The sequence below is a fragment of the Syntrophobacterales bacterium genome (genome assembly GCA_019429105.1).
Taxonomy (GTDB): Bacteria; Desulfobacterota; Syntrophia; order Syntrophales; family UBA5619; genus DYTH01.
In genome coordinates this window covers 35,775-57,372 of record JAHYJE010000011.1, presented here as the reverse complement: position 1 = coordinate 57,372, position 21,598 = coordinate 35,775, and the positions used below count along the sequence as shown (strand labels likewise).

The 21,598-nt window shown below is 51.7% G+C and carries 19 protein-coding genes; 10 read left to right on the top strand and 9 right to left on the bottom strand.

From position 1 onward, the window contains the following. Positions 1 to 282 precede the first annotated feature (282 nt). Together K0B01_05485 and K0B01_05480 are read left to right on the top strand one after the other, a co-directional pair. Entirely contained in the window at positions 283 to 2,442 is a 2,160-nt protein-coding gene (locus K0B01_05485; protein ID MBW6485589.1) for a bifunctional alpha,alpha-trehalose-phosphate synthase (UDP-forming)/trehalose-phosphatase, read from the top strand. Then, entirely contained in the window at positions 2,439 to 3,647 is a 1,209-nt protein-coding gene (locus K0B01_05480) for a glycosyltransferase (GenBank protein ID MBW6485588.1), read from the top strand. Before K0B01_05485 ends, K0B01_05480 begins: the two co-directional genes overlap by 4 nt. Positions 3,648 to 3,819: 172 nt before the next feature. Here the strand turns inward: K0B01_05480 and K0B01_05475 are convergent, their stop codons facing one another. From K0B01_05475 to K0B01_05460, 4 genes are all read right to left on the bottom strand, one after another. Beyond that, entirely contained in the window at positions 3,820 to 4,137 is a 318-nt protein-coding gene (locus K0B01_05475) for an SHOCT domain-containing protein (protein ID MBW6485587.1), read from the bottom strand. An 84-nt stretch (positions 4,138 to 4,221) separates the two neighbouring features. Continuing rightward, positions 4,222 to 4,713, bottom strand: coding sequence for a periplasmic heavy metal sensor (locus K0B01_05470; protein ID MBW6485586.1), 492 nt, complete (start codon positions 4,711 to 4,713; stop codon positions 4,222 to 4,224). A gap of 141 nt (positions 4,714 to 4,854) precedes the next feature. Beyond that, a complete protein-coding gene (locus tag K0B01_05465; GenBank protein ID MBW6485585.1) occupies positions 4,855 to 5,022 on the bottom strand; it encodes a hypothetical protein in 168 nt (55 codons plus the stop codon). A 271-nt stretch (positions 5,023 to 5,293) separates the two neighbouring features. Next, entirely contained in the window at positions 5,294 to 5,851 is a 558-nt protein-coding gene (locus K0B01_05460; GenBank protein MBW6485584.1) for a DUF4143 domain-containing protein, read from the bottom strand. 89 nt (positions 5,852 to 5,940) lie between these two features. Here K0B01_05460 and K0B01_05455 point away from each other — a divergent pair, with 89 nt between their 5' ends. The 8 genes from K0B01_05455 (at position 5,941) to lptG (ending at position 14,373) form a co-directional block, all read left to right on the top strand. Beyond that, positions 5,941 to 6,402 (top strand): Rrf2 family transcriptional regulator, encoded by a 462-nt coding sequence (locus K0B01_05455; GenBank protein ID MBW6485583.1) that lies wholly within the window; start codon positions 5,941 to 5,943, stop codon positions 6,400 to 6,402. A 96-nt stretch (positions 6,403 to 6,498) separates the two neighbouring features. Beyond that, the gene (gene cooS, locus K0B01_05450) at positions 6,499 to 8,532 is read left to right on the top strand and encodes an anaerobic carbon-monoxide dehydrogenase catalytic subunit (protein ID MBW6485582.1); all 2,034 of its coding nucleotides are present in this window, start codon (positions 6,499 to 6,501) and stop codon (positions 8,530 to 8,532) included. Next, the gene (locus K0B01_05445; protein ID MBW6485581.1) at positions 8,525 to 9,505 is read left to right on the top strand and encodes an ABC transporter substrate-binding protein; all 981 of its coding nucleotides are present in this window, start codon (positions 8,525 to 8,527) and stop codon (positions 9,503 to 9,505) included. Before cooS ends, K0B01_05445 begins: the two co-directional genes overlap by 8 nt. Then, positions 9,505 to 10,263 (top strand): ABC transporter permease, encoded by a 759-nt coding sequence (locus tag K0B01_05440; GenBank protein ID MBW6485580.1) that lies wholly within the window; start codon positions 9,505 to 9,507, stop codon positions 10,261 to 10,263. The genes K0B01_05445 and K0B01_05440 overlap by 1 nt, the downstream gene beginning before the upstream one ends. Next, positions 10,260 to 11,060: an ABC transporter ATP-binding protein gene (locus K0B01_05435; protein ID MBW6485579.1), complete on the top strand. Its 801-nt coding sequence runs from the start codon at positions 10,260 to 10,262 to the stop codon at positions 11,058 to 11,060. Before K0B01_05440 ends, K0B01_05435 begins: the two co-directional genes overlap by 4 nt. Positions 11,061 to 11,390: 330 nt before the next feature. After that, positions 11,391 to 12,107, top strand: coding sequence for an enoyl-CoA hydratase/isomerase family protein (locus K0B01_05430; GenBank protein MBW6485578.1), 717 nt, complete (start codon positions 11,391 to 11,393; stop codon positions 12,105 to 12,107). 23 nt (positions 12,108 to 12,130) lie between these two features. Next, positions 12,131 to 13,291, top strand: a complete 1,161-nt coding sequence (gene lptF, locus K0B01_05425) for an LPS export ABC transporter permease LptF (protein MBW6485577.1) — start codon at positions 12,131 to 12,133, stop codon at positions 13,289 to 13,291. Further along, positions 13,288 to 14,373 carry an LPS export ABC transporter permease LptG gene (lptG, locus tag K0B01_05420; protein ID MBW6485576.1) on the top strand — a complete coding sequence of 362 codons (1,086 nt, stop codon included), beginning with the start codon at positions 13,288 to 13,290 and terminating at the stop codon, positions 14,371 to 14,373. The genes lptF and lptG overlap by 4 nt, the downstream gene beginning before the upstream one ends. A 51-nt stretch (positions 14,374 to 14,424) precedes the next feature. Here the strand turns inward: lptG and ahcY are convergent, their stop codons facing one another. The 5 genes from ahcY to K0B01_05395 all read right to left on the bottom strand — a co-directional run bounded on the left by ahcY (position 14,425) and on the right by K0B01_05395 (position 21,595). After that, positions 14,425 to 15,849, bottom strand: a complete 1,425-nt coding sequence (gene ahcY, locus K0B01_05415; protein ID MBW6485575.1) for an adenosylhomocysteinase — start codon at positions 15,847 to 15,849, stop codon at positions 14,425 to 14,427. Positions 15,850 to 15,925: 76 nt separating this feature from the next. Continuing rightward, on the bottom strand, positions 15,926 to 16,558 hold the full coding sequence (locus K0B01_05410) for a DUF502 domain-containing protein (protein MBW6485574.1): 633 nt from the start codon (positions 16,556 to 16,558) through the stop codon (positions 15,926 to 15,928). Between the two features lie 17 nt (positions 16,559 to 16,575). Further along, positions 16,576 to 16,932 (bottom strand): aspartate 1-decarboxylase, encoded by a 357-nt coding sequence (locus tag K0B01_05405; protein ID MBW6485573.1) that lies wholly within the window; start codon positions 16,930 to 16,932, stop codon positions 16,576 to 16,578. A 41-nt stretch (positions 16,933 to 16,973) separates the two neighbouring features. Next, the gene (gene panC / locus K0B01_05400) at positions 16,974 to 17,837 is read right to left on the bottom strand and encodes a pantoate--beta-alanine ligase (GenBank protein MBW6485572.1); all 864 of its coding nucleotides are present in this window, start codon (positions 17,835 to 17,837) and stop codon (positions 16,974 to 16,976) included. Positions 17,838 to 18,352: 515 nt separating this feature from the next. Next, positions 18,353 to 21,595: an efflux RND transporter permease subunit gene (locus K0B01_05395; GenBank protein MBW6485571.1), complete on the bottom strand. Its 3,243-nt coding sequence runs from the start codon at positions 21,593 to 21,595 to the stop codon at positions 18,353 to 18,355. Positions 21,596 to 21,598 lie beyond the last annotated feature (3 nt).

The following is a 21,598-nucleotide window of genomic DNA, read 5'->3' as shown; positions in this document are numbered from 1 at the left end:
TGGGATGATTTATGAATATTATGCTTCGCTTTCTCACGAAAGCGGCCACCGATCCACCTACCACCTCCAATCGTCTCGCCAGCCCCTGCACTTCCGTGTAAAATAGTCGCCAAATTATCCCTTGACATCCCCGAATGGTCTCCCTATACTTCGCCCATCGAGAAGTAACGTCTTATCAAGTAGATATTGGCTGAGTTTGAGGGAAGACCGGACAGGGACATGCCGTTAAAGGACGCCCCACAGACACCGTGAACTAGGGAGGAATGTGTTATCGTAAAAAAATTGATTATCGTTTCAAACAGATTACCCATTACCGTTGTAAAAAAAATTAATCAGTTCAATTTCCAGCCAAGCGTCGGGGGACTTGCGACCGGCCTCGGTTCTATTCTTGATTCCCAGCGGATATGGATTGGATGGCCGGGAATTTCTTCAGGGAAGATTGACGCCCAGGAAAAGGAATTCATCAAAACGAGACTGGCCAAGGATTCGCTTTACCCCATATTCCTGAACCAGAACAATTTTGATCTGTTCTACAACGGCTTTTGCAATAAAACTATCTGGCCGCTTTTTCACCATCTGATTCAGTATGCGGTTTTTGAAAAAAGATTCTGGCAATCCTATGAAAAAGTGAACAGCCTTTTCCTGGATATGGTTCTGGAAAGAGCCGATCCTGAAGATATCATATGGGTGCACGATTACCATTTGATGCTGCTGCCGGCACTGATACGCGAAAAGTTACCCAATGCATCCATTGGCTTTTTTCTCCATATTCCCTTTCCCTCTTTTGAAATATTTCGGCTGCTCCCCTGGAAGAAAGAGATTATCAGCGGTCTATTGGGAGCTGACCTTGTCGGCTTTCATACTTTCAGCTATGTTAAGCATTTTCTGGACAGCGTACGCAGAACCGTGGGGTTTGAAAATTCCTATGGTGAAATAACGGTTGGCACCAGGCCGGTCAAAGTGGATTCCTTCCCCATGGGAATTGACTTTGATAAATTCTCCAAGGCGGCCAATCATGCCAAAGTGAAACGAGAAATCAGCAAAATCCGTAAGAATATCAAAGAGCAAAAAATATTGCTGTCCATTGACAGGCTTGACTACACAAAAGGCATGCCGCAGCGGTTGGAGGCATTCAACTCCTTTCTTGACAAATACCCGGAGTTTGAAGGAAAAGTAACGTACATACTCGTTGCCGTGCCGTCGCGAACAAAGGTTGAGGATTACAGGCTGCTGAAAAAACAGGTGGATGAACTGGTTGGAAAAATCAATGGCGCTCATGGAACCTTTGGATGGATGCCTGTATGGTATATCTATTCTTCCCTGCAATTTCATACGCTTGCCGCACTTTATGCCCTTGCCGACGTTGCCCTTGTCACCCCTTTCAGGGACGGAATGAATCTGATTGCCAAGGAATTCATCGCCTCCAAAAACGATTTGAATGGAACACTTATTCTCAGTGAAACCGCCGGGGTTGCGGAGGAACTGGGAGAAGCCGTCATTGTCAATCCCAATGACAGGGATGAAATTGTGGAAGCCATAAAAGATGCCCTGTCAACGCCCGATAAAATGCAAACAACGCGAAACAGAGCGATGCGCACACGACTGCAAAGATACAATGTCGAAAAGTGGGCTCAAGAATTCACCGACACTTTAACCGATGTAAAAAAAAGGCAGGCAGACCTTGATACGACAAGATTAACATATAGATCAAAAATCGAGATGCTGGCTGGACATGCCGCAAGCAGCAAAAGCTTGATTCTCCTTGATTACGATGGAACCCTGGTCCCTATTGCGGATATGCCCGAAAAAGCCGAACCGGATGAAGAGCTTTTGCAGATTTTGACGTCGCTCAAAACAAGAAACACCGTTGTTATCTTAAGCGGCAGAAACAAACAAACCCTGGAGGACTGGCTGGCCCCCTTGGAACTGGCAATGGCTGCGGAGCACGGCGCCTGGATTAAGGAAAAAAAGAAAGAATGGAAAACAGTGGAGCCGACGATAACGGAATGGAAGAAATCAATCATGCCTATTATTGAAATGTACGTTGACAGAACTCCCGGCTCATTTATAGAGGAAAAAGATTTTTCTCTCGTCTGGCATTACCGAAAATGCAACTCAGAACTCGCCGAGGTCAGGGCAAAGGAATTGAAAGACATTCTTCTGAGCCTTACCGCCAATCTCAATGTCGGCTTCATCGAGGGGAAAAAGGTCATCGAGGTTAAAGACACCAATATCAATAAAGGAAAGGCCGCCATGAAATGGATATCGGAAAGAAACTGGGATTTCATATTGGCCATTGGCGATGACTGCACCGATGAAGACTTGTTCCGTGTTCTTCCGGATACGGCATATTCACTGAAGGTTGGCTCGGGCGCCTCGAGGGCCCGGTTCAATCTGAGTTCGTTCCGGGATGTCAGAAAACTTCTGGAGGACTTAATATGAGAACAATAGAGGATTACAGAAAGATCGTGGGGGATGAAGTAATCAGTGAAATTTACAACAAGGCAAAGAAACTTTACGGGAAAAATATTCTGCATGTCAATTCCACATATATTGGAGGCGGCGTTGCCGAAATACTAAACAGCCTTCTGCCGCTCTTGAACGATGCCGGTCTGGATGCAGACTGGAAGGTGCTGCATGGCAATGCTGACTTCTTCACCATCACCAAAAAATTCCATAACGCGATGCAGGGGGCAAGCATCAACCTCAGCAACATGAAAAAACAGTTGTACCTTCAGACCAATGAAAATTTTTCCGTCTATACGCATATCAATCATGACTGCGTGATTGTGCATGACCCTCAGCCTCTTCCGTTGATAAAATATTACAAAAAAAGGCAGCCCTGGATATGGCGATGCCATGTGGATTTATCCAATATAAACAGCGAAATGTACGATTTCATCAAAGGGTATATCTTAAAATACGACCTTGCCATCATCAGCAATGAAAAGTATCGGATGAAAAATCTGCCGGTTGAACAAAAAATCGTCTATCCGGCCATAGACCCATTATCCCCCAAAAACATGGAACTCTCAAAAAGAGACATTGCCAAATATCTCAATAAATTTGGGATAAAGACTGATAAGCCATTATTGGCGCAGATATCGAGATTTGATGTCTGGAAAGATCCGGAAGGGGTGCTGGATGCCTTTATGCTTGTCAAAAATGAGATCGAATGCAGACTGGTACTCTGTGGGGGAATGGCGATGGACGACCCTGAATCTCAGGCCATTTATGAAAGAGTTTTTAAGAAAGCAGAAAAGATGATTGCAACCGGCGATGTTATCCTGATCACGCTCGAAAATAACATTCTTGTAAACGCCCTGCAGCGAAGCGCCTCCGTTATCATACAAAAGTCCATAAGGGAAGGCTTTGCACTGACCGTGTCGGAGGCTTTATGGAAAGGAACGCCGGTCGTAGCCTCCAATGTAGGGGGAATTCCAACGCAGATAATCGACGGGGTTAACGGTTTTTTGGTTGAGCCCTCCGACACGGCCAAGTTTGCCAATAGAATCATTGAAATCTTGAAAAACCCTGATACGGCAAAGAATATGGGAGAAAAAGGGCGGGAAACAGTCAGAACCAAATTCCTTACCACCCGTTGTCTGATTGATCATTTAGACATTCTCAATGAAATTATGGCCTGACCTTTCTGTTTTACTTTGAAAAACACCGATCGCCTCATCGAGACTCCCCGGTTTGAGCCAGACGGCCTTGCGGTCGGCGGAAAACCATGTCATTTGCCGCAAGACTATCTTTCGCAGCTCATCTCCATCCCTGTCTTAGCCGGTGCGGCCTGCCGGTGATCCGCCCGGCGCTTTACGCCTCCAGATCCTTTTTGCTCCTGTCAAACTCTTCCTTGGCAATCTCGCCTCTGGCATAGCGTTTTTTCAGTATGTCGAGCGGGGTTTCCCGCTGAAATTGCCCATAATTCCTGCTTCCGGCGCCGCGGGTAAAAAACCAGATCGCCGCCGCAATTAAAACAATCAAAAGAATCATTCCCATAAACATTCCTCCGTAGCCAAAATTCAACGGCCCCAGGCATCCGCCCCCCCGCAGACCGTAGAAAGCCTCCCCGGCGCTGGCCAGGGACAAAACGCCTATCGTCATTATAACCGCTGCAAAATATTTTTTCATCTTCGTGGCCTCCTCATTTTATTGCGCCGAATCCCCTCTCGGGTGGGAGCAGTCGCAGCGACCGCTCCCACTCGCAGATAAATTTTACCGTCCGCAGGGAGCGCCTTCTGCGGCGCCGTAATCCATCATCCCTCTGCCGACAAAACCCCTGCCGGCATTGGGAATGGCTTTTCTGACGACAAGCATGTGCTCAATCCGCTTTTGCTCAAACTGCCCCTCCAGTTCGGAGATCTCTTTCTGGAGACGAGCAGCCTTCTCGGCATCGGGCTTTTCCCTGACAAATTCAGCTCTTAACTCAAGCTTTTTGGCGTAAAGCTCCTGTCGGGTCTTTTGGGTCGCATCTAAAAAGGCCGCCCTTTCCTTTTCCAGCTTCGCTGCGTCCTCGTCGCTGAAATTCCCCCAGTTGCCGCATCCCTCTTCGGGTTCACCCATCATCCCCGGGCCATAACCCCTGCCGTATTCACCCGTATTGCGGCCGGAACCTTTGCCCCAATCGGCATACGCGTACGATCCTACTCCCAATGCCGCAACCACCGCTAAAGCCAATAGAGTCTTACCTTTTTGCATCCGTTTCATTTTCTTTTCCTCTCAAAGTTGATAAATTTTTTACTCACCCCGGATAGTAACTCATTTCCGCTTGGCACTCCTATAGCAAGCAGCGTGCCACTATGCCCATTGGGGCTGCAATATATATTCAACATATTGTTATTACGCTGCCTAATGTATTGCGAACGTCAAAAGACAAGTGACGATCTTCTGCAACGCCGCCGACCGCTGCGCATAAAATACGCACATCACCCGCTTTACCGAATCTGCTGGATAGATAGTATCCATGTTCATCGCCAGACTCACGCCGAGCCTCTCTCTACGCCAGGCGCCAGGCAATTTCAACATCCAGATAATAAAGCGGATATGATGTCGGCACTCCCCAACTGCAGCTTTGTTCAACGGGGTAATATTACGATCGTCGGCGCAGGATTTTCTGCGGCAACGAAGATATTTCGCTGAGAAAGCGCGAACTTTTTCAGCAGTTGATGAAAAATGGCATGAACATCACCGCGGCAAGTTGAAGAAACTTCTGCAGCAGCAAGAAGCTTTTTCGTGCTGCCTGCCTGCGCCGGCGACGACTTCAGTCCCCTTGAGCGTGCGCCTTATGCTATCCTATAAAATCCAGATAGTTGTCTGATGTAACCAGTTCGAACGTCGCACCCGGATAGGATTCAAGCCATTTTTTAGGTGGCTTGTCCTTCTTTTTCTTCGTCCATTTGCACTCGAAACCGAACAGCCCGCCATCGCGCTCCTCGACATAGTCAACCTCTTTCCCATCGTATGTGCGCCAAAAATAAATGTTGCCGTATATCCCGGTGTACGATCGTTTTTTCAGCCGCTCGGCGACAAGGAAGTTCTCCCACAAAGCACCGATGTCATTACGGGAATCAAGTAGGTTGTACTGGCCGATGATAGCGTTGCGAATCCCATTATCCAAGAAATAGTATTTTGCCTTGCTGGTCACCTCGTTGCGCAGATTGCGGCTGAATCCTCCCAGCCGCACAATAACGAATGCCTTTTCCAGGATATCCAGATACCGACCGACGGTTTTTACATCAAGCTTTACCTGGGTCGCCAATTCATTAAGGGACACTTCGCTTCCTACCTGAAAGGCGATCAATTTCAGGAGATCCAGAAGCGTGCGGGATGAGCTGAACTTATTCACGGATTATTCCTGACAGTAGTGAAAAAACATCTTGACAAGCCTCTTTGGATAATATATCGTACGGCACATCGACTAAGTAGAGTAATGAAATGATAGCTAAGAAAACAAAATATGCCCTTAAGGCCATGATTAACCTTGCCATGCTTTATGACAAGGGGCCAATCCTTATTGCCGATTTGGCCAGGGAGGAAAAGATTCCGAAAAAGTTTTTGGAGCTGATTCTCCTTACATTGAAAAACCACGGCATCCTTCAGAGCAAGAAAGGAAAGGGCGGCGGCTATTACTTAGGCAAATCTCCGGCGGAGGTCAGTATGGGAACGCTGATCCGTATATTTGAGGGTCCATTGGCGCCGGTTCCTTGCGTGAGCGAATCGGCATACGAAACGTGCAGTGAGTGCAGGGACGAGCAAACATGCGGCATTCGTCTCTTGATGAGGGAAGTCCGGGACGCCACAGCAAAAATTTTGGACAACGAGAGCCTGGCGGACGTGCTGGAACGGGTTGCAAAAGCGCAAGAGAAAAAAGAGGGAATTTCAAACTATGTTATTTAATAACAATTTTTTTATGTTAATAATCTACTAAATCGATAGGGCAAATCAATTGATAAAACAAACTAACGGATGAGAAAAGTAGGAAGGAAGTGAAAAATGGTCATACAGAATAAATTTCCAAATAAGTCTGATGTCATAGCACGTACTCCCGATTCCGCAGTACGTGAATTACTCGTCCATCTGGAGCAGGCTGGCATCGATACTCCTTTTGATCGTTTCGATGCCCAGAAACCGCACTGCGGTTTCGGATTAAACGGTACCTGCTGCAAGAACTGCCATATGGGGCCTTGCCGGATAACTCCCAAAAGTCCAAGGGGAGTCTGCGGCGCCGACGCCCATCTGATCGTGGCTCGCAACATTTTGCGCTGGACTGCCGCCGGTGCGGCAGCACACGGCGCCAGAGGTCGTGAGGTAATGTTGGCCCTCAGTGGAGCGGCGAACGGCACTCTTGATCTGCCCATTCTCGGCCCAGAGAAGGTCATTGCCACCGCCAAAGCCTTCGGCATCTTTGCCGAGGAAAAGACGATTAAGGAACTGGCTGGCCAGATTGCCCTGATTTTGTTGGACGATATGTGCCGCATCGTGCCGGGGCCACACCGGACCTTGGAAGCCATGGCCCCGCCTGAACGCTTGAGGGTCTGGAAGGAGATGAATATCCTGCCGATTGGCGCATATCACGAGGTATTTGAGGCATTGCACCGCACTACAACCGGTACCGACGGCGACTGGGAGAACGTGATGCGCCAAACGCTCCGCTGCGGTCTCGCTTTTGCCTGGAGCAGTGTGGTTGGCTCGGCCATCGCTATGGACTGCCTCTACGGCCTCCCCAAGCGGGGACGGATTAGCACGAATGTGGGAGCCATAACTGAGGACACGGTAAATATCGCTGTGCATGGCCACTCACCAGTGCTGGTAGCCGCCATCGTCAAGGCCAGTCGGAGCGGCGACTTGATTGATGAGGCAAAAGAAGTCGGTGCTTCGGGCATAAGGCTCTACGGCATCTGCTGTTCCGGCCACTCGGCACTGGCCAGGTTTGGCGATATAACGCCACTAACCAACGCCATGGGTGCGGAACTGGTGCTGGCTACCGGCGCCCTTGATCTCTGGGTGGCTGACGTACAGGATGTTTTTCCGGGAATCATGGATGTGGCTGCTTGCTTCCATACCCGGGTAGTGACCACCAGCGATTCGGCCAGACTCCCCGGCGCCGAACATATTGCCTTCGATCATCACCACAGCAATCTGGCTCAGGCAGACCAACTGGCAGAACAGATCGTGAGGCGAGGCATCCAGGCCTATGGTGAACGCCAAAGCGGCAAGGTTTTTATTCCCAAGGCCCGCATGGAAGCGGAGGTCGGTTTTTCGGTGGAAAACATCTTGGCTACCTTCAGCGGTGCTGATGTTTTGCTGGAGCACCTGAAAAGTGGGCGCATCCGTGGCGTGGTGAACCTGGTGGGATGCAACAACCCCAAGGTGGTTTATGAAGAGGCCGTAGTGAAGGTGGCTGACGAATTGATCGCCCACGATGTACTGGTGTTTACCAACGGCTGCGCCGCCTATTCCCTCTTGAAGCTAGGCTTCTGCCTGCCGGAAGGTCTGGCTGCGGCTGGTACCGGTCTGAATGAGGCGTTTACATCCCATCAGCTCCCGCCGGTCTGGCACATGGGAGAATGCCTGGACAATGCCCGGGCCTCGGCATTTTTTAGCGTTATTGCCAATGCCTTAGGAGAGCCGCTCAAGCGTCTGCCGCTCGCCTTCTCCAGTCCTGAGTGGGCCAACGAAAAGGGGCTCGGAGCAGCAATGGCGTTCCGCCTTCTGGGGCTCAACTCATACCATTGCATTGCTCCGCCGATGTATGGCTCGGATAAGGTTACGAAATTCATCTATGAGGATACCCGGGAACTGCTCGGCGCCGTCATGGTGGTCGATTCGGATCCGGTCGCGCTGGCTCAGCGGATCATTGCCGATTTTGATGAACGGCGGGCCGCACTTGGCTGGCAAGAAAGTGCTGCACCGGCAACAAACAGGCTGTCGGCATTGCAGCAAGAGAAAGAGCATCCCAATGCCCGTTGGCATGGACTAACACATACCCATGACCATCATGATACAAAGGAGCATGACCATGATTAGAAGTATTTTTGACAAAGCGAAACAATTTGTCCCCGCTGTTTTTGTGGCGACGATATTGCTCATTCAGGCTAACACCGGCTTTGCGGCATCGCCGCCAACCTTCAAGGTCGGCTACCTGCCCATCACTCATTCACTCGCCGTGGTGGTAGCGGACAGCCTCAATCGCGGCAAATATAGCAATCTGAAACCGGAGTTGGTCAAATTCAGCTCCTGGCCGGAACTGCTGGATGCCTATAATTCCGGGGAAATACAGGCGGCATCAGAGTTACTGGTACTGGCTCTGGCCGGCGCCGAACGGGGTGTTCCTGAGAAGGTGGTGGCCCTTAGTCATCGTTATGGCGACATTCTGACCGTGACTAAGAATATTAATTCCGTTCGGGATCTCAAAGGAAAACGGGTAGCCATTCCTCACCGGATGTCAGTGCACAACATTCTGTTGTCACAGGCCCTGAAAAAGGAAGGCTTGTCTTTGAAAGATGTGGAGTGGCTCGAGATGCCGCCGCCCGATATGCCGGCAGCCCTGGCGCGGGGTGACATCAGCGGCTTCATTGTGGCAGAACCGTTCGGCGCCAAGGCGATTCAGGCCGGTTTCGGCAAGAAATTAGTTAATGCCAAAGATATCTGGCCTGACTACATCTGCTGCAGCCTGGTGGTCAATCCCGCCTTCATGAAGCAGTATCCGGCCGCAGTTAAGGAATATGTGGATAGCTTTACCGCTGCCGGTCGGTTCATCGACAGTAATCGGCATAAGGCAATCAGGATAGCCCGCCAGTATATGAACATCGACGAAAAGGTACTCGAACAATCCCTGAGGCTCGATGTTACTTACAGCGACCTCCGAATAAAACGTAATGAGGTGGAGCAGTTGCATAAATACGCCCTGGAACTGAATCTTCTCAAGAAGCCGGTTAACCTGGGTGAAGTTATCGATTACTCTCTGGTGGCGGCGCCGACCAGAAAAGGGAATAAATAATGCGACGCTTTACTTCCCTCCTTCTGCCAGCGCTCACCTTCCTGGCACTGCTGGGGACTTGGCATATAGCTGCCGGACTGCGGATCTATCCGGAGTACCTCTTCCCGTCCCCTCTATCGGTTGCGCTTGGCATCCTGGAGCTATTTCGAAGCGGAGATCTCTGGCCGTATGTCCGGGTCAGTATGCTCCGCTTCGGGGCAGGCTACGGAGCTGCCGTGATATTGGCATTTCCCCTGGGCTTGCTGTTTGGCCGCTGTCTGCTGCTCTGGAGGGCGTTTGATCCATTGGTTCAGGTGCTCCGCCCGGTGTCGCCCATCGCCTGGTTTCCCCTGGTCAGTCTCTGGTTCGGCATCGGCAACCTCCCGGCGGTGGTGATCATCTTTCTGGCGGCATTCTATCCGATCTTGCTTTCCACGGTTGCTGCGGTGCGCAATGTACCATCGCTTTACCTCAAGGTGGCCGCTAATTTTGGTGCATCCCGCGGAAAGACCATCTGGGGTGTCATCATACCGGCGGCATTCCCCCAGATAACGGTAGGCTTTCATATTGCTATCGGGTCTGCCTGGGTATTTCTTGTGGCAGGAGAGATGTTGGGAGTCCGCTCAGGGCTCGGCTACCTGATCATCGACAGCCGGAACAACCTGCGCACTGATCTGGTCATTGTCGGTATTATCCTGATCGGTCTGTCGGGTCTGGTTATTGATCGGGCGATGGGATTAGTAGAGCGCTCGGTAAAGCGTCAGTGGGGTGATGCGTGACAACACCGCATTCAACAAAAATATCGCTCCAGAACCTGGAGAAGTGTTTCACCACAGCTCAGGGCGTGGTGCAGACGGCATTAAGTTCTGTTGATCTGGAAATACAGACCGGAGAATTTGTCTGCCTGATCGGTCCCAGCGGCTGCGGAAAAACGACTCTTATCAACCTCATGGCCGGCTTTGAAAAACCATCCCATGGATTGATCTTAATCGACGGCAAGCCGGTTACCGGTCCTGATCGCGAACATATCATGATCTTCCAGGATTACGGGCTCTATCCTTGGCGCACGGTATTGGGGAATGTCCTCTTTGGCCTGCAGGCCAGGGGAGTGTCGGCTGGCGAGGCGCGGGCAAGGGCAATGGAGACGCTGGAACTGGTGGGGCTGCGCCAGGCATCAGAAAAACATCCTCATGAACTTTCCGGCGGCATGAAACAGCGGGTTGCGATTGCCCGTGCTATAGCCGTGGAACCGAGCGTCCTTTTAATGGACGAACCATTCGCGGCACTGGATGCTTTTTCCCGGCTGCACCTGCAGGATGAACTGCTACGCCTCTGGCAGGAGAAAGGACCAACTATCATATTTGTTACTCATGATTTGGATGAGGCAATTGCCCTTGGACAGCGTGTAGTGCTCATGGCTCCAGCTCCCGGAAGAATTCAGCGCATACTCGAAGTTAGTCTGCCTCACCCGCGGGAGCTTACGCGCGACGACTTCGCGATGTTTCGCCGTGAGCTTTTCAACGAATTCCGCTTGGTGCATCAACAGGCTTTGCAGGATGCCGAATACTCGATCTGACGTTTAGAGTAACAAATAATCGCAGAAGTCTTGCTTTACATTTGGCACAAGCAGTAGGTATAGGTCTCATGAATTCTCACGGTAATTTTGGCTTTGGCTTCCGTTACAAAGTCTGGACGCAGCATGGCAGAGTTTTTAGCAGAGCGTAAGAGGCAATGTGCCTATCATGCGTATTTTTTTCAAGCTTCCCTTATATATCGTGTGCCGACGGCGGCGATTTTCTTTTAGGGTTGCGGTCACGTATTCTTGACATGCTGCGCAATATATGCCATTCAGGTGCCGCTTGATTCTGACTATATCTATTCTTTTTCCCCGAAGGAGGCTTGAGGCATGTCACTCATAAAATGGCAAAAAACGGAAACAGTCGCCGTGATCACGATGACCAATGGTGAAAACAGGCACAACCCGGAGTTTATCGAATCAATTCTTTCCGCTTTTGATGAGATAGAAAGTGATGCGGATGTATTTTCCGTGATAATAACGTCCGACGATCCGAAAAACTGGTCGCAGGGAATCGACCTGCAGTGGATGACTGCCGCCATTGCCGAAAACGACCTTCAGGGAATAAGGGCTTTCATGTACGGTCTCAACCGCCTGTTCAAGCGGATGCTTCTCTATCCCATGCCGATTATCGCAGCGATTAACGGCCACGCTTTCGGCGACGGGAGCATCATGGCCTGCGCCTGCGACTTTCGCTTCATGAAGGCGGACCGCGGCTATTTTTGTTTCCCGGAGATAGACATCAACATCCCTTTTCTTCCCGGCATGCTTGCCCTAACCCGCAAGGCGATTCCTGAACATAAGTTGCAGGAACTCATTTTGACGGGAAAAAGGGTCGGCGCTCCGGAGCTGGAGCAAAGTCATGTTATCACAAAATCCTGCAAGGACGTAGAAGAACTGCTGGCAGAGTCGCTTCTGTTTGCAAAATCCTTCACGAAGAAACGGCCGATCTTTGGTGAAATAAAAAAACGCATGTATGGATACATCATTGACGCCATGGATAATGAGGATCCCAAGTTTATCGAGCCGTTGCAGTTGACGATGTAGAAGCGGGGATAAAATGTAACCAGATGAAGCAAGGATTGATGTTCAAAATTATCAACCGCTACATCCTGAGGGAAATAGTCGTTCCCTTTTTCATGATCCTCGCGGTGCTGACCTTCGTGCTCCTCATGGGCAAGATCCTGCAGGTGATGGATCTGATGGTCAACAAGGGGATTTCTTTTCTCGATATCTTCCGGCTGATTATCTTTCTTGTCCCCGGTTTTCTCGTTTATACGGTGCCAATCTCCCTTTTGATCGCCATCCTGATCGGGGTGGGCAGGCTATCCGGCGATAATGAATGGACCGTGCTGCGCATGTCCGGCCTTAGCCTGCTGCAGCTTTCGCGGCCGATCGCCCGCGTTGCCTTTGCGGCCTTTCTGATAACCCTGGCAACAACGCTTTTTCTTGTCCCCAAGGGCAATCTCGCCTCCCGGTCGCTGCTTTTTGAGATAGCCCGCAGCGGCGCCGGCGTCGGCATCCATGAAAAGATCTTTATCGACTACTTCAAGGATATTCTGCTGTACGCGGACAGGATTCCCGCGCAGGGCGATTTTCTGGAGGGAATCTTCATCTCCGACAATCATCTGGGAAAGGAGGCAAACACGGTGATCGCCCGCCGGGCATCTCTCATCTCCGATCCCGATAGACGTTATATAACGCTCCGGCTGGAAGACGGCAGCACGCATACCGTAGATAAAAATCTGAACACCTACCGCAAGGCTGATTTTCGTTTTTATGATATGAAGCTGGAAATCGGCGCCGCAATCGCCGGGGATGAGGGCAGACGCAAGTCCAGCGCGGAGATGACCTTCCCCGAATTGAAGCGCATGGTTAACGACCGGAGCCTTAAAGACGTGGAAATAAGAGAGCTGCTGATTGAGTTAAATAAAAAGCTCGCAATCCCGCTCTCCTGCCTGATCTTCCCGCTGCTCGGAATTCCGCTGGGAATGAGGGCCCACCGCTCCGTTCGCACCCGCGGCTTTATTGCAGGCGTGTTTTTGGTGATGATCTACTACCTGCTGCGGCTGATCGGCGAGGGGCTGGTCGAATCCGGCAAAATCGCCCCTTTTGTCGGCGTCTGGACGCCCAACGCCCTCTTTGCCGTTGCCGGGACTTTGCTATTTTTCAGCTCGGCCCGCGAAAAAACGCTGCTGAACTTTTTCAGCACTCGAAAAACCAAAGAATGACCATGAAAATTCTCGACCGCTATCTGCTGAAAGAATACCTGCGCAACATGCTTTTAATTGCCATTATCTTTGTCTTTCTTTTTCTCACCATCGATTTCTTCGAAAAAATCAGAATGTTTCTCAGCAACCACGCCAACTTGGAGCAGATGCTCGCCTACTCCCTCCTGCAAGTCCCGATTGCCCTGTCGCAAACGCTCCCCGCCGTCGTTTTACTGTCGGCGCTGATCACGTTCGGCAATCTGTCGCGTCACAGCGAGATCATCGCCCTGAAGGCCAATGGCATCAGCCTGTTCCGTTTTGCCGTCCCGACCCTGGGCGTCGCGCTTCTGACCGCGCTGGCGATTTTCCTCCTCAACGAATGGATTACCCCCTACGCCTATGCAAGAGCTGACTATATCCGCTATGTTGAGGTGCAAAAACGACCCAGCCCGGGAAGCTTCAATCAGGGGCAGATCTGGTACCGGGGCGAGAAAGGCATTTACAATTTCCGCATGTTTGATGCCGGCGCCAACTCGCTGCAGGGGATAACCATCTACTATCTCGACCGCCAGATGAATCTGTTGCAACGCCTCGACGCCAAAAAAGGGGAATGGAAAGAGGGAAAGTGGCTTTTTTACGATCTGCTGATCACCCGGTTCGAAGGCGGCGATTTTCCGGTCATTTCCAGGCTGAAAAAGCAAACAGCCGATATCCCCGAAACGCCTGCTGATTTCAAGATCGTGCAGAAAGATGCGGAGGCCATGGGCTATTTGGAGTTGAGGCGATATATCAAAAAGCTGCAGGCGGAAGGGTACAACGCCACCCGCTATCTTGTCGAGCTTCAGGGCAAAATCGCCTTCCCGCTGATCAGCATCATCCTGTTCGTGATCGGTTTTTCCTTCTCGCTGCGCTCGGAAAGGAGCGGCGGGATCGCCGCCGGGATCGGAGCCGGATTAATCATCGGCTTTTCCTACTGGATAGTCTTTGCCTTCGGGATTTCGCTCGGACGTTCGGGAGCGCTTTCTCCCATCCTCGCCGCCTGGTTTGCCAATATCCTTTTCGGCTTGGGGTCGGTTTTTCTTTTGTCCAGAGTAAAAAGCTGAACTAAAAAAGGGCGACCATTGGGCCGCCCTTTGTGTGGTTCACGAGAGAAATCAATAACGGTAGTCTTCCGCTTTGAACGGTCCGGAAACAGGAACGCCCAGATAGTCCGCCTGTTTCTTCGTAAGTTTCCCCAGCTTCGCTCCAAGCCGCTCCAGATGGAGCATCGCCACCTCTTCATCCATCTTCTTGGAAAGGGTATAAACTGCGGTTTTCAATTTGCCGGTTGCCAATTCCAACTGGGCAAGACACTGGTTGCTGAAGCTTGTGCTCATCACAAAACTGGCATGCCCCGTTGCGCAGCCGAGATTCACCAGGCGCCCCTCGGCAAGGACAATAATGCTCTTGCCGGATTTCAACGTCCATTTATCGACCTGCGGCTTGATGTTATGGCGTTTGCATTCCGGGTTGCTCTCCAGATAGTGCATGTCTATTTCGCTGTCGAAATGGCCGATGTTGCAGACAATCGCCTCGTTCTTCATCTTTTCCATATCCTTGCCGGTTATCACGTCGCAGCAGCCGGTGGCCGAGACAAAAATGTCCCCCTCCGCGACAACGTCGCCCAGCGTCTTGACCTCGTACCCCTCCATCGCCGCCTGCAGGGCGCAAATGGGATCAATTTCCACGATCACAACCCGGGCGCCAAACCCTCGCATCGACTGGGCGCACCCCTTCCCCACATCGCCATAACCGCAAACCACCACTTTTTTACCGGCGATCATCACATCGGTGGCCCTTTTGATGCCGTCGGCAAGGGACTCCCGGCAGCCATAGACATTGTCAAATTTTGACTTTGTGACCGAATTGTTCACATTGATGGCCGGGAAAAGCAGCTCTTTCTTCTTTTCCATCTGGTAGAGCCGATGCACCCCGGTTGTCGTCTCTTCCGAAACCCCGCGGATCTTTTTGGCCACCTTGTGCCAGTGCTGCGGATCTTCCTTCAGGCGCTTCGCCAGGCGCTCGATGATAATTGACATCTCCTTGTTTTCCAGCTGTTTTTTCAGCAAAGAGGGGTCATCCTCCGCCTTTACCCCTTCATGCACAATCAGGGTCGCGTCGCCGCCGTCATCAACGATCAGGTCCGGTCCTGAGCCATCCGGCCAGGTCAGGGCCTGTTCAGTGCACCACCAGTACTCTTCGAGGGTCTCCCCCTTCCAGGCGAAGACGGCGGCGGAGCCGGCCTTGGCAATCGCCGCAGCGGCGTTATCCTGGGTGGAAAAGATGTTGCACGACGCCCAGCGCAAATCAGCTCCCAGCTCTTTCAAGGTCTCGATCAGCATCGCCGTTTGAATGGTCATATGCAGACTGCCCATTATTTTCAGCCCCGCGAGGGGTTTCTTCGGCCCATACTTTTTTCTGATTGCCATCAACCCCGGCATCTCGTTTTCCGAAAGCCGCATTTCCTCCCGTCCCCAATCCGCCAGTGAAAGATCGGCAACCCGGTACGGCAACTTGCTGTCAAGCTTCAAAAATTTCATGCGTTAATCTCCTTTTATTATTTCATCGATTGGCGACAGGCGGATTTACCGCCACCCGCGTTTACAAAACAGCTCTTCACTTGCCGAACCCGTTAACAGAATCGGTACGATCATGGGGGATTACGACGCCGGTGGAAATAATCAGGGTAAAGGCCTCCTCAACGGAAATATTGATGTCGATAATTTCGTCGCGGGGCACGATAATATAGGTGCCGGTCGTCGGGGTGAGGGCATGGGGAAAATACACCCCCAGTGTCGGGCCCAATTTCTCCTGGATTTCGCGATTGGGAGTCCCGGTCACAAAACCGATGCTGTAGATGCCGCGGCGGGGATACTCCACGAGAACTACCCGTTTAAAGCTCTTTGTTTTATTGGTAAACAGACTGTCCGAGATACTTTTTATGGCCTGGTAGATGCTTCTGACCACCGGGATTCTACCGACAAAGCGCTCGCCGAACTCTACAACGCGATTGCCGATATAGCTTGCCGTCACCATCCCGGCAAGCAGGATGAGCAGCACCGTAAAGATCGCGCCCAACCCGGGAACGTGGAAACCAAGCAAAGTCTCCGGTTGATACCTCTCAGGGATTACCAAAAGGAGGTTGTCCATAACGCCGATGATAAAAGAGAGGATATAGATCGTCAGGCTAGCGGGGATTACTACAACAAGACCGGTTAAAAAAAACCTTTTTATTTTCTTTTTAAACATTAAATCTTCGCCTTCTATCAGGAAATACTCTTGATCCGGTTATTTTCATCGAGCAAAATCTTCCGGGGATGCCAGTTGGCCGCTTCGGATTCATCAACCATTACGTAGGTCGCAATGATTATCAGATCCCCCTTGGCAACCTTTCTGGCCGCAGCGCCGTTGAGGCAGAATACTCCGGAATCTTTCGGGCCGGGAATGACGTAGGTGGAGAATCGCTCGCCATTGGAAACATCATAGATATCGACTTTTTCATAAGGGATGAAATTAGCCGCCTCCATGAGCCCCTCATCGATCGTAATGCTTCCCTCATAATGAAGATCCGCATCCGTAACAGTGGCCCGGTGGATCTTGGACTTGAGCATAAACCTCAACATGAGCATACCTCCCGTGAAAACAAAGTTTAATGTTTTAACTATCAGATAGTTGTATTCTTTTTATTCGGGAAAACCAGGTTGTCTATCAACCTTGTCTTTCCGACCCACACCGCCAAGGCAAGAACCGCTTCCCCGGCAATCTTATCCACATCCCTGATCGTCGCCGCATCGCAGAGCTTGGCGTAATCAATGCGGGTATGGGGAGTATTGGAGATCATCTCCCTCACCTTTTCGAGGATCGGGGCGGCGTTTTGCTCCCCCTGAGCATAGAGGTCGCCGGCAAGCGCCAGGGAACGGCTGAGACACAGGGCGGATTTTCTCTCTGCCGGGTTCAAATAAACGTTCCGGGAACTCATCGCCAGACCGTCAGGCTCGCGCGTTATCTCCATCCCGACAATTTCAATATCCAGGTTGAGATCGCGTACCATCTGCCTGATTGTCACATACTGCTGAAAATCCTTTTTCCCGAAGATCGCCGCGTGCGGTTTGACGCTATGGAAGAGTTTCGTGCAGACAGTCGCAACCCCGCGGAAAAAATTGGGGCGGGAAGCGCCGCAGAGGTTTTTTGTTGTCTCCTGGACCTCAACGTATGTCTGATATCCTTCCGGGTACATCTCGTGGTTGTCCGGATTGAAAATTACATCGACGCCCACCCCTGCGGCAAGGGCTCTATCCCGTTCAAAATCACGGGGATAGGCCTCAAAATCCTCCGTAGGGGCAAACTGGGTCGGATTTACATAGATGCTGACTACCAGACAATCGCCGGCCTGCCGCCCCATCCTCATCAGATTCAGATGTCCTTCATGGAAATAACCCATCGTCGGCACGAGGATAATCCTTTGTCCCCGCAACCTTTCGGTTTCGGCAAATTTATGCATCTCATCAACAGTTTTAATTATTTTCATCTTCCGCTACCTGCAAAAAAGCCCCCTCGCCAAAGACGGGGGGGCCTGCAATAAAAACACAGATAATCAATCCCTTACGTCCCAGTCCGCATTCGGATCCAAGCGTTGTTCGCGCCCTATCAGACACCCTGTGATTTGTCAAGAATTTTGTTTAATTGGCGCTGGCAACTACTCGCAAAACTTCCGCCGTTGATATAGATCAATGACAAGCCCCCGCACCCGGGGTTATCATACAGCCGTATCCATGAGAATCGCCGGAGATGAATAGCAAAAGATAAATACTAACGAATGCGAAGGGGGTATATATAGGATAATAATGAACGATTTTTATATTTTATTGATTGTGGTCGCAGTGTGGCTTTTCGTCCAGTTGTGGCTCCTTCCCAAAATGGGCGTCTCTTCCTGACTGCGCTCGGGCTGCTCCGTTGAGAGCGGCAAAAAGAAAGCGGAAGAGATTAAGCCGAAAAACTGACCGCCTATTCTATGAAAAGGGAGTGCGGCAAGGGGGAAAATGCTCATTTCTGTTCCTTTTCCTCATTGCAGCTTTCCTCCATCTGTTCGGCCATCGGGCAGGATTTTTTCTGAAAAAACTCAAAATAGAGGAGCGGCACCACGATCAGCGTCAAGGCTGTGGCGCCGACAGCACCGAACATTATCGCGATCGCCAGTCCCTGAAAGATCGGATCGAAGAGCATCACGAACGAGCTGACCACAACGGCCGCGGCGGTCAAAACAATCGGTCGGAAGCGGACAGCGCCGGCCATGATCAGCGCGTTTTCCAAATGCCCCTTTTCGCGCCACTCCATCTCGACAAAATCAATGAGGAGGATGGAATTCCTTACAATTATCCCCGCGAGGGCGATAAAACCGATCATCGAGGTGGCCGTGAAAAAGGCGCCGAAAAGCCAGTGACCGGGCAGAATCCCGACCAGGGTCAGCGGAATCGGCGCCATGATGATCAGCGGCGTGATAAAATTTTTGAACCAGGCAACTATGAGGACATAAATCAGGATCAGCACCGCGGCAAAGGCCAGTCCCAAATCCCGGAACACCTCGTAGGTTATGTGCCACTCTCCATCCCACTTCATCGAGTAGGTGTCCTCCAGCCAGGGCTGAACGGTGGAGTACTGTTTCAGGCCGTAGCCTTCGGGCAGCTTCATCTTTTCGATTGTTTTCTTCATCTTCATAATCGCGTAAACCGGGCTCTCCTCCGTTCCGGCTACGTCCCCCAGAACATAGGTCACATTTTTGAGGTTCTTGTGGTAGATTGTCTTTTCCTCGAAGCCGTCCTGACGTTTCACCAGCTCAGAAAGCGGAATCATGGCCCCTCCCGGAGTCGGCATCCCGATCGATTTAAGGGAAGCGATATCGGCCCTCTTCGCAAGCGGCATCCGCAGGAAGAGTTCTACCGGTTCCTTTTCTTTATCCAGATGAACAACTCCGGCGCCCGTTCCCTGCAACGCAATTCTCAAACTCTGAGAAACCGCCTCGGCAGTCACCCCGGACCGGGCCGCCTTGTCCTGATCCACCACCAAACTTATCTTGGGCTGGTCTTCCTCCACGTACCAGTCCACATCGACCACTCCGTCGGTCTCCGCAAAGATCTTTTTAATCTCGCGGGCAATCTCGATTCGCCGCTTGTCATCAGGACCGTATATCTCCGCCACAAGCGTGCTTAGGACAGGCGGCCCGGGAGGAATTTCCGCCACCTTGACCCGGGCTCCGTAGCGGTCGCCGATTTTCTTCAAGTTCGGACGCAGCCGCTTGGCGATCCCATGGCTCTGTTCTTTCCTCTCTTCCTTGGCGACGAAATTGACCTGAAGGTCGGCAACTGTGCTGCCGGCGCGCAGAAAGTAGTGGCGCACCAGACCGTTGAAGTTATAAGGGGCGGCAGTTCCCACATAGGTCTGATAATCGGTGACCTCCGGGACGGTTTTCAGATATTCCCCCATCTCTCGGGCCATCGCCGCCGTTTCTTCCAGGGTCTTGCCTTCCGGCATGTCGATGATAACCTGCAGTTCGCTCTTGTTGTCAAACGGCAGCAGCTTCACCGTAACCTGCTTGAGGGGAATCAGCGTGACGGCAAGCAACAGGAGAAAGACAACGCTCCCCAACGTCAGCATTCGCTTGAACCTGCTTTTCAGCAGGGGCCCCATAATTTTTCGGTAAATGCTGAACATCCGTCCGCCTTCTTCGGTTACAGCGGTTTTTTTCACGTTCTTCAGGACGATGTAGGAAAGCCACGGGCTGACGATAAAGGCAACCAGCAGCGAAAAGATCATCGCCGCCGACGCGCCGACCGGGATCGGGCGCATATAGGGCCCCATCAGGCCGGAGACGAAGGCCATCGGCAGCAGCGCGGCGATTACCGCCAGCGTGGCCAGGATGGTGGGATTGCCCACCTCGGCGACAGCCAGGACGGCAGTCAGCGGTTCTATCTTGTGGAGCTTGAAGTGGCGATGGATGTTTTCCACGACGACGATGGCGTCGTCAACCAGGATGCCTATAGAAAAGATCAGTGCAAAAAGGGTCACCCGGTTCAAAGTGTAGCCGTAGAGGTAGTTGATCAAAAGCGTCAGGGCCAGCGTCACCGGAACGGCAACCGCGACCACAACAGCCTCCCGCCAGCCGAGGGTAAGCGCAATCAGGATGATCACGGCGATGGTGGCCAGCAACATATGCTTCAAGAGCTCGTCGGATTTCTCTTTGGCCGTATCGCCGTAATTCCGGGTTACGGTGACGTTCACATCCCCGGGGATAAGCTTGCCCTTCAGCGCCTCCACCTTTGCCAGCGCCTCGTGCGCTACAAGGCTGGCGTTGGCGCCTTTTTTCTTGGCGATGGCGATGGTAACAGCCTCTTTCTGCCCGGCCGCCCCGCTTTTGATTCCCTTTTGGGCCGCCGCCGCTCCCAGTCCCATGAAAACATAATTGGACGGTTCTTCCGGACCATCGGCGATCGTGGCCACATCCCGCAAGGTTACGGGTCGGCCGTTAAAAACGCCGGCGACTACACTGCCCACATCTTCGCTGTTTTTCAGGAAAGCCCCCGTTTCCACAAGATATTCCCTGTTTCCGGTCGGAAAAGATCCGGAAGGAAGACGGAAGTTTGCCTTCTGCAGCGCGCCCATGATCTGGAAGGAGGACAAATGGTAAGCCTTGAGCTTCGCCGGATCCAGCGTAATTAAAACCTGCCGTTTCTGCCCGCCGATCAGCGAAAATTCCGATACGTCCTGGTTCTTCTTGATTTCGTCGCAAACCTCGGTGCCGATCCGCCTAAGTTCATAGCCGGAGTAGCGGTCGCTGTCGCTCCAAAGGGTCAAGGTGAGAATCGGAACGTCGTCAATGGAACGCTGTTTGACCAAGGGCGGCATTACGCCCGGCGGCATCCGGTCGAAGTTGGACGAAAGCTTGTTGTTCAGGTTGACAATGCTCTCCTCCATGCCCTGCCCCACATAAAAACGGACAATCGTCAGATTGAAGCCGGGCTTGACGATGGAATAGACATACTCCACTCCCTTGATTTCCCACAGCAGCTTTTCCATGGATTTTGTAACCCGGGCTTCCACTTCCTGCGGCGAAGCCCCCGGATAGGCGACGAAGATGTCGATCATCGGCACGAGGATCTGCGGCTCCTCTTCGCGAGGGGTGATAACAACCGCCAGCAGCCCGAGCAGCAGAGAGGCAATGATCACAAGCGGCGTCAGTTTGGATTTGATAAACGCCTTGGCAATCTTTCCCGATATTCCGATACCTTCCATGAT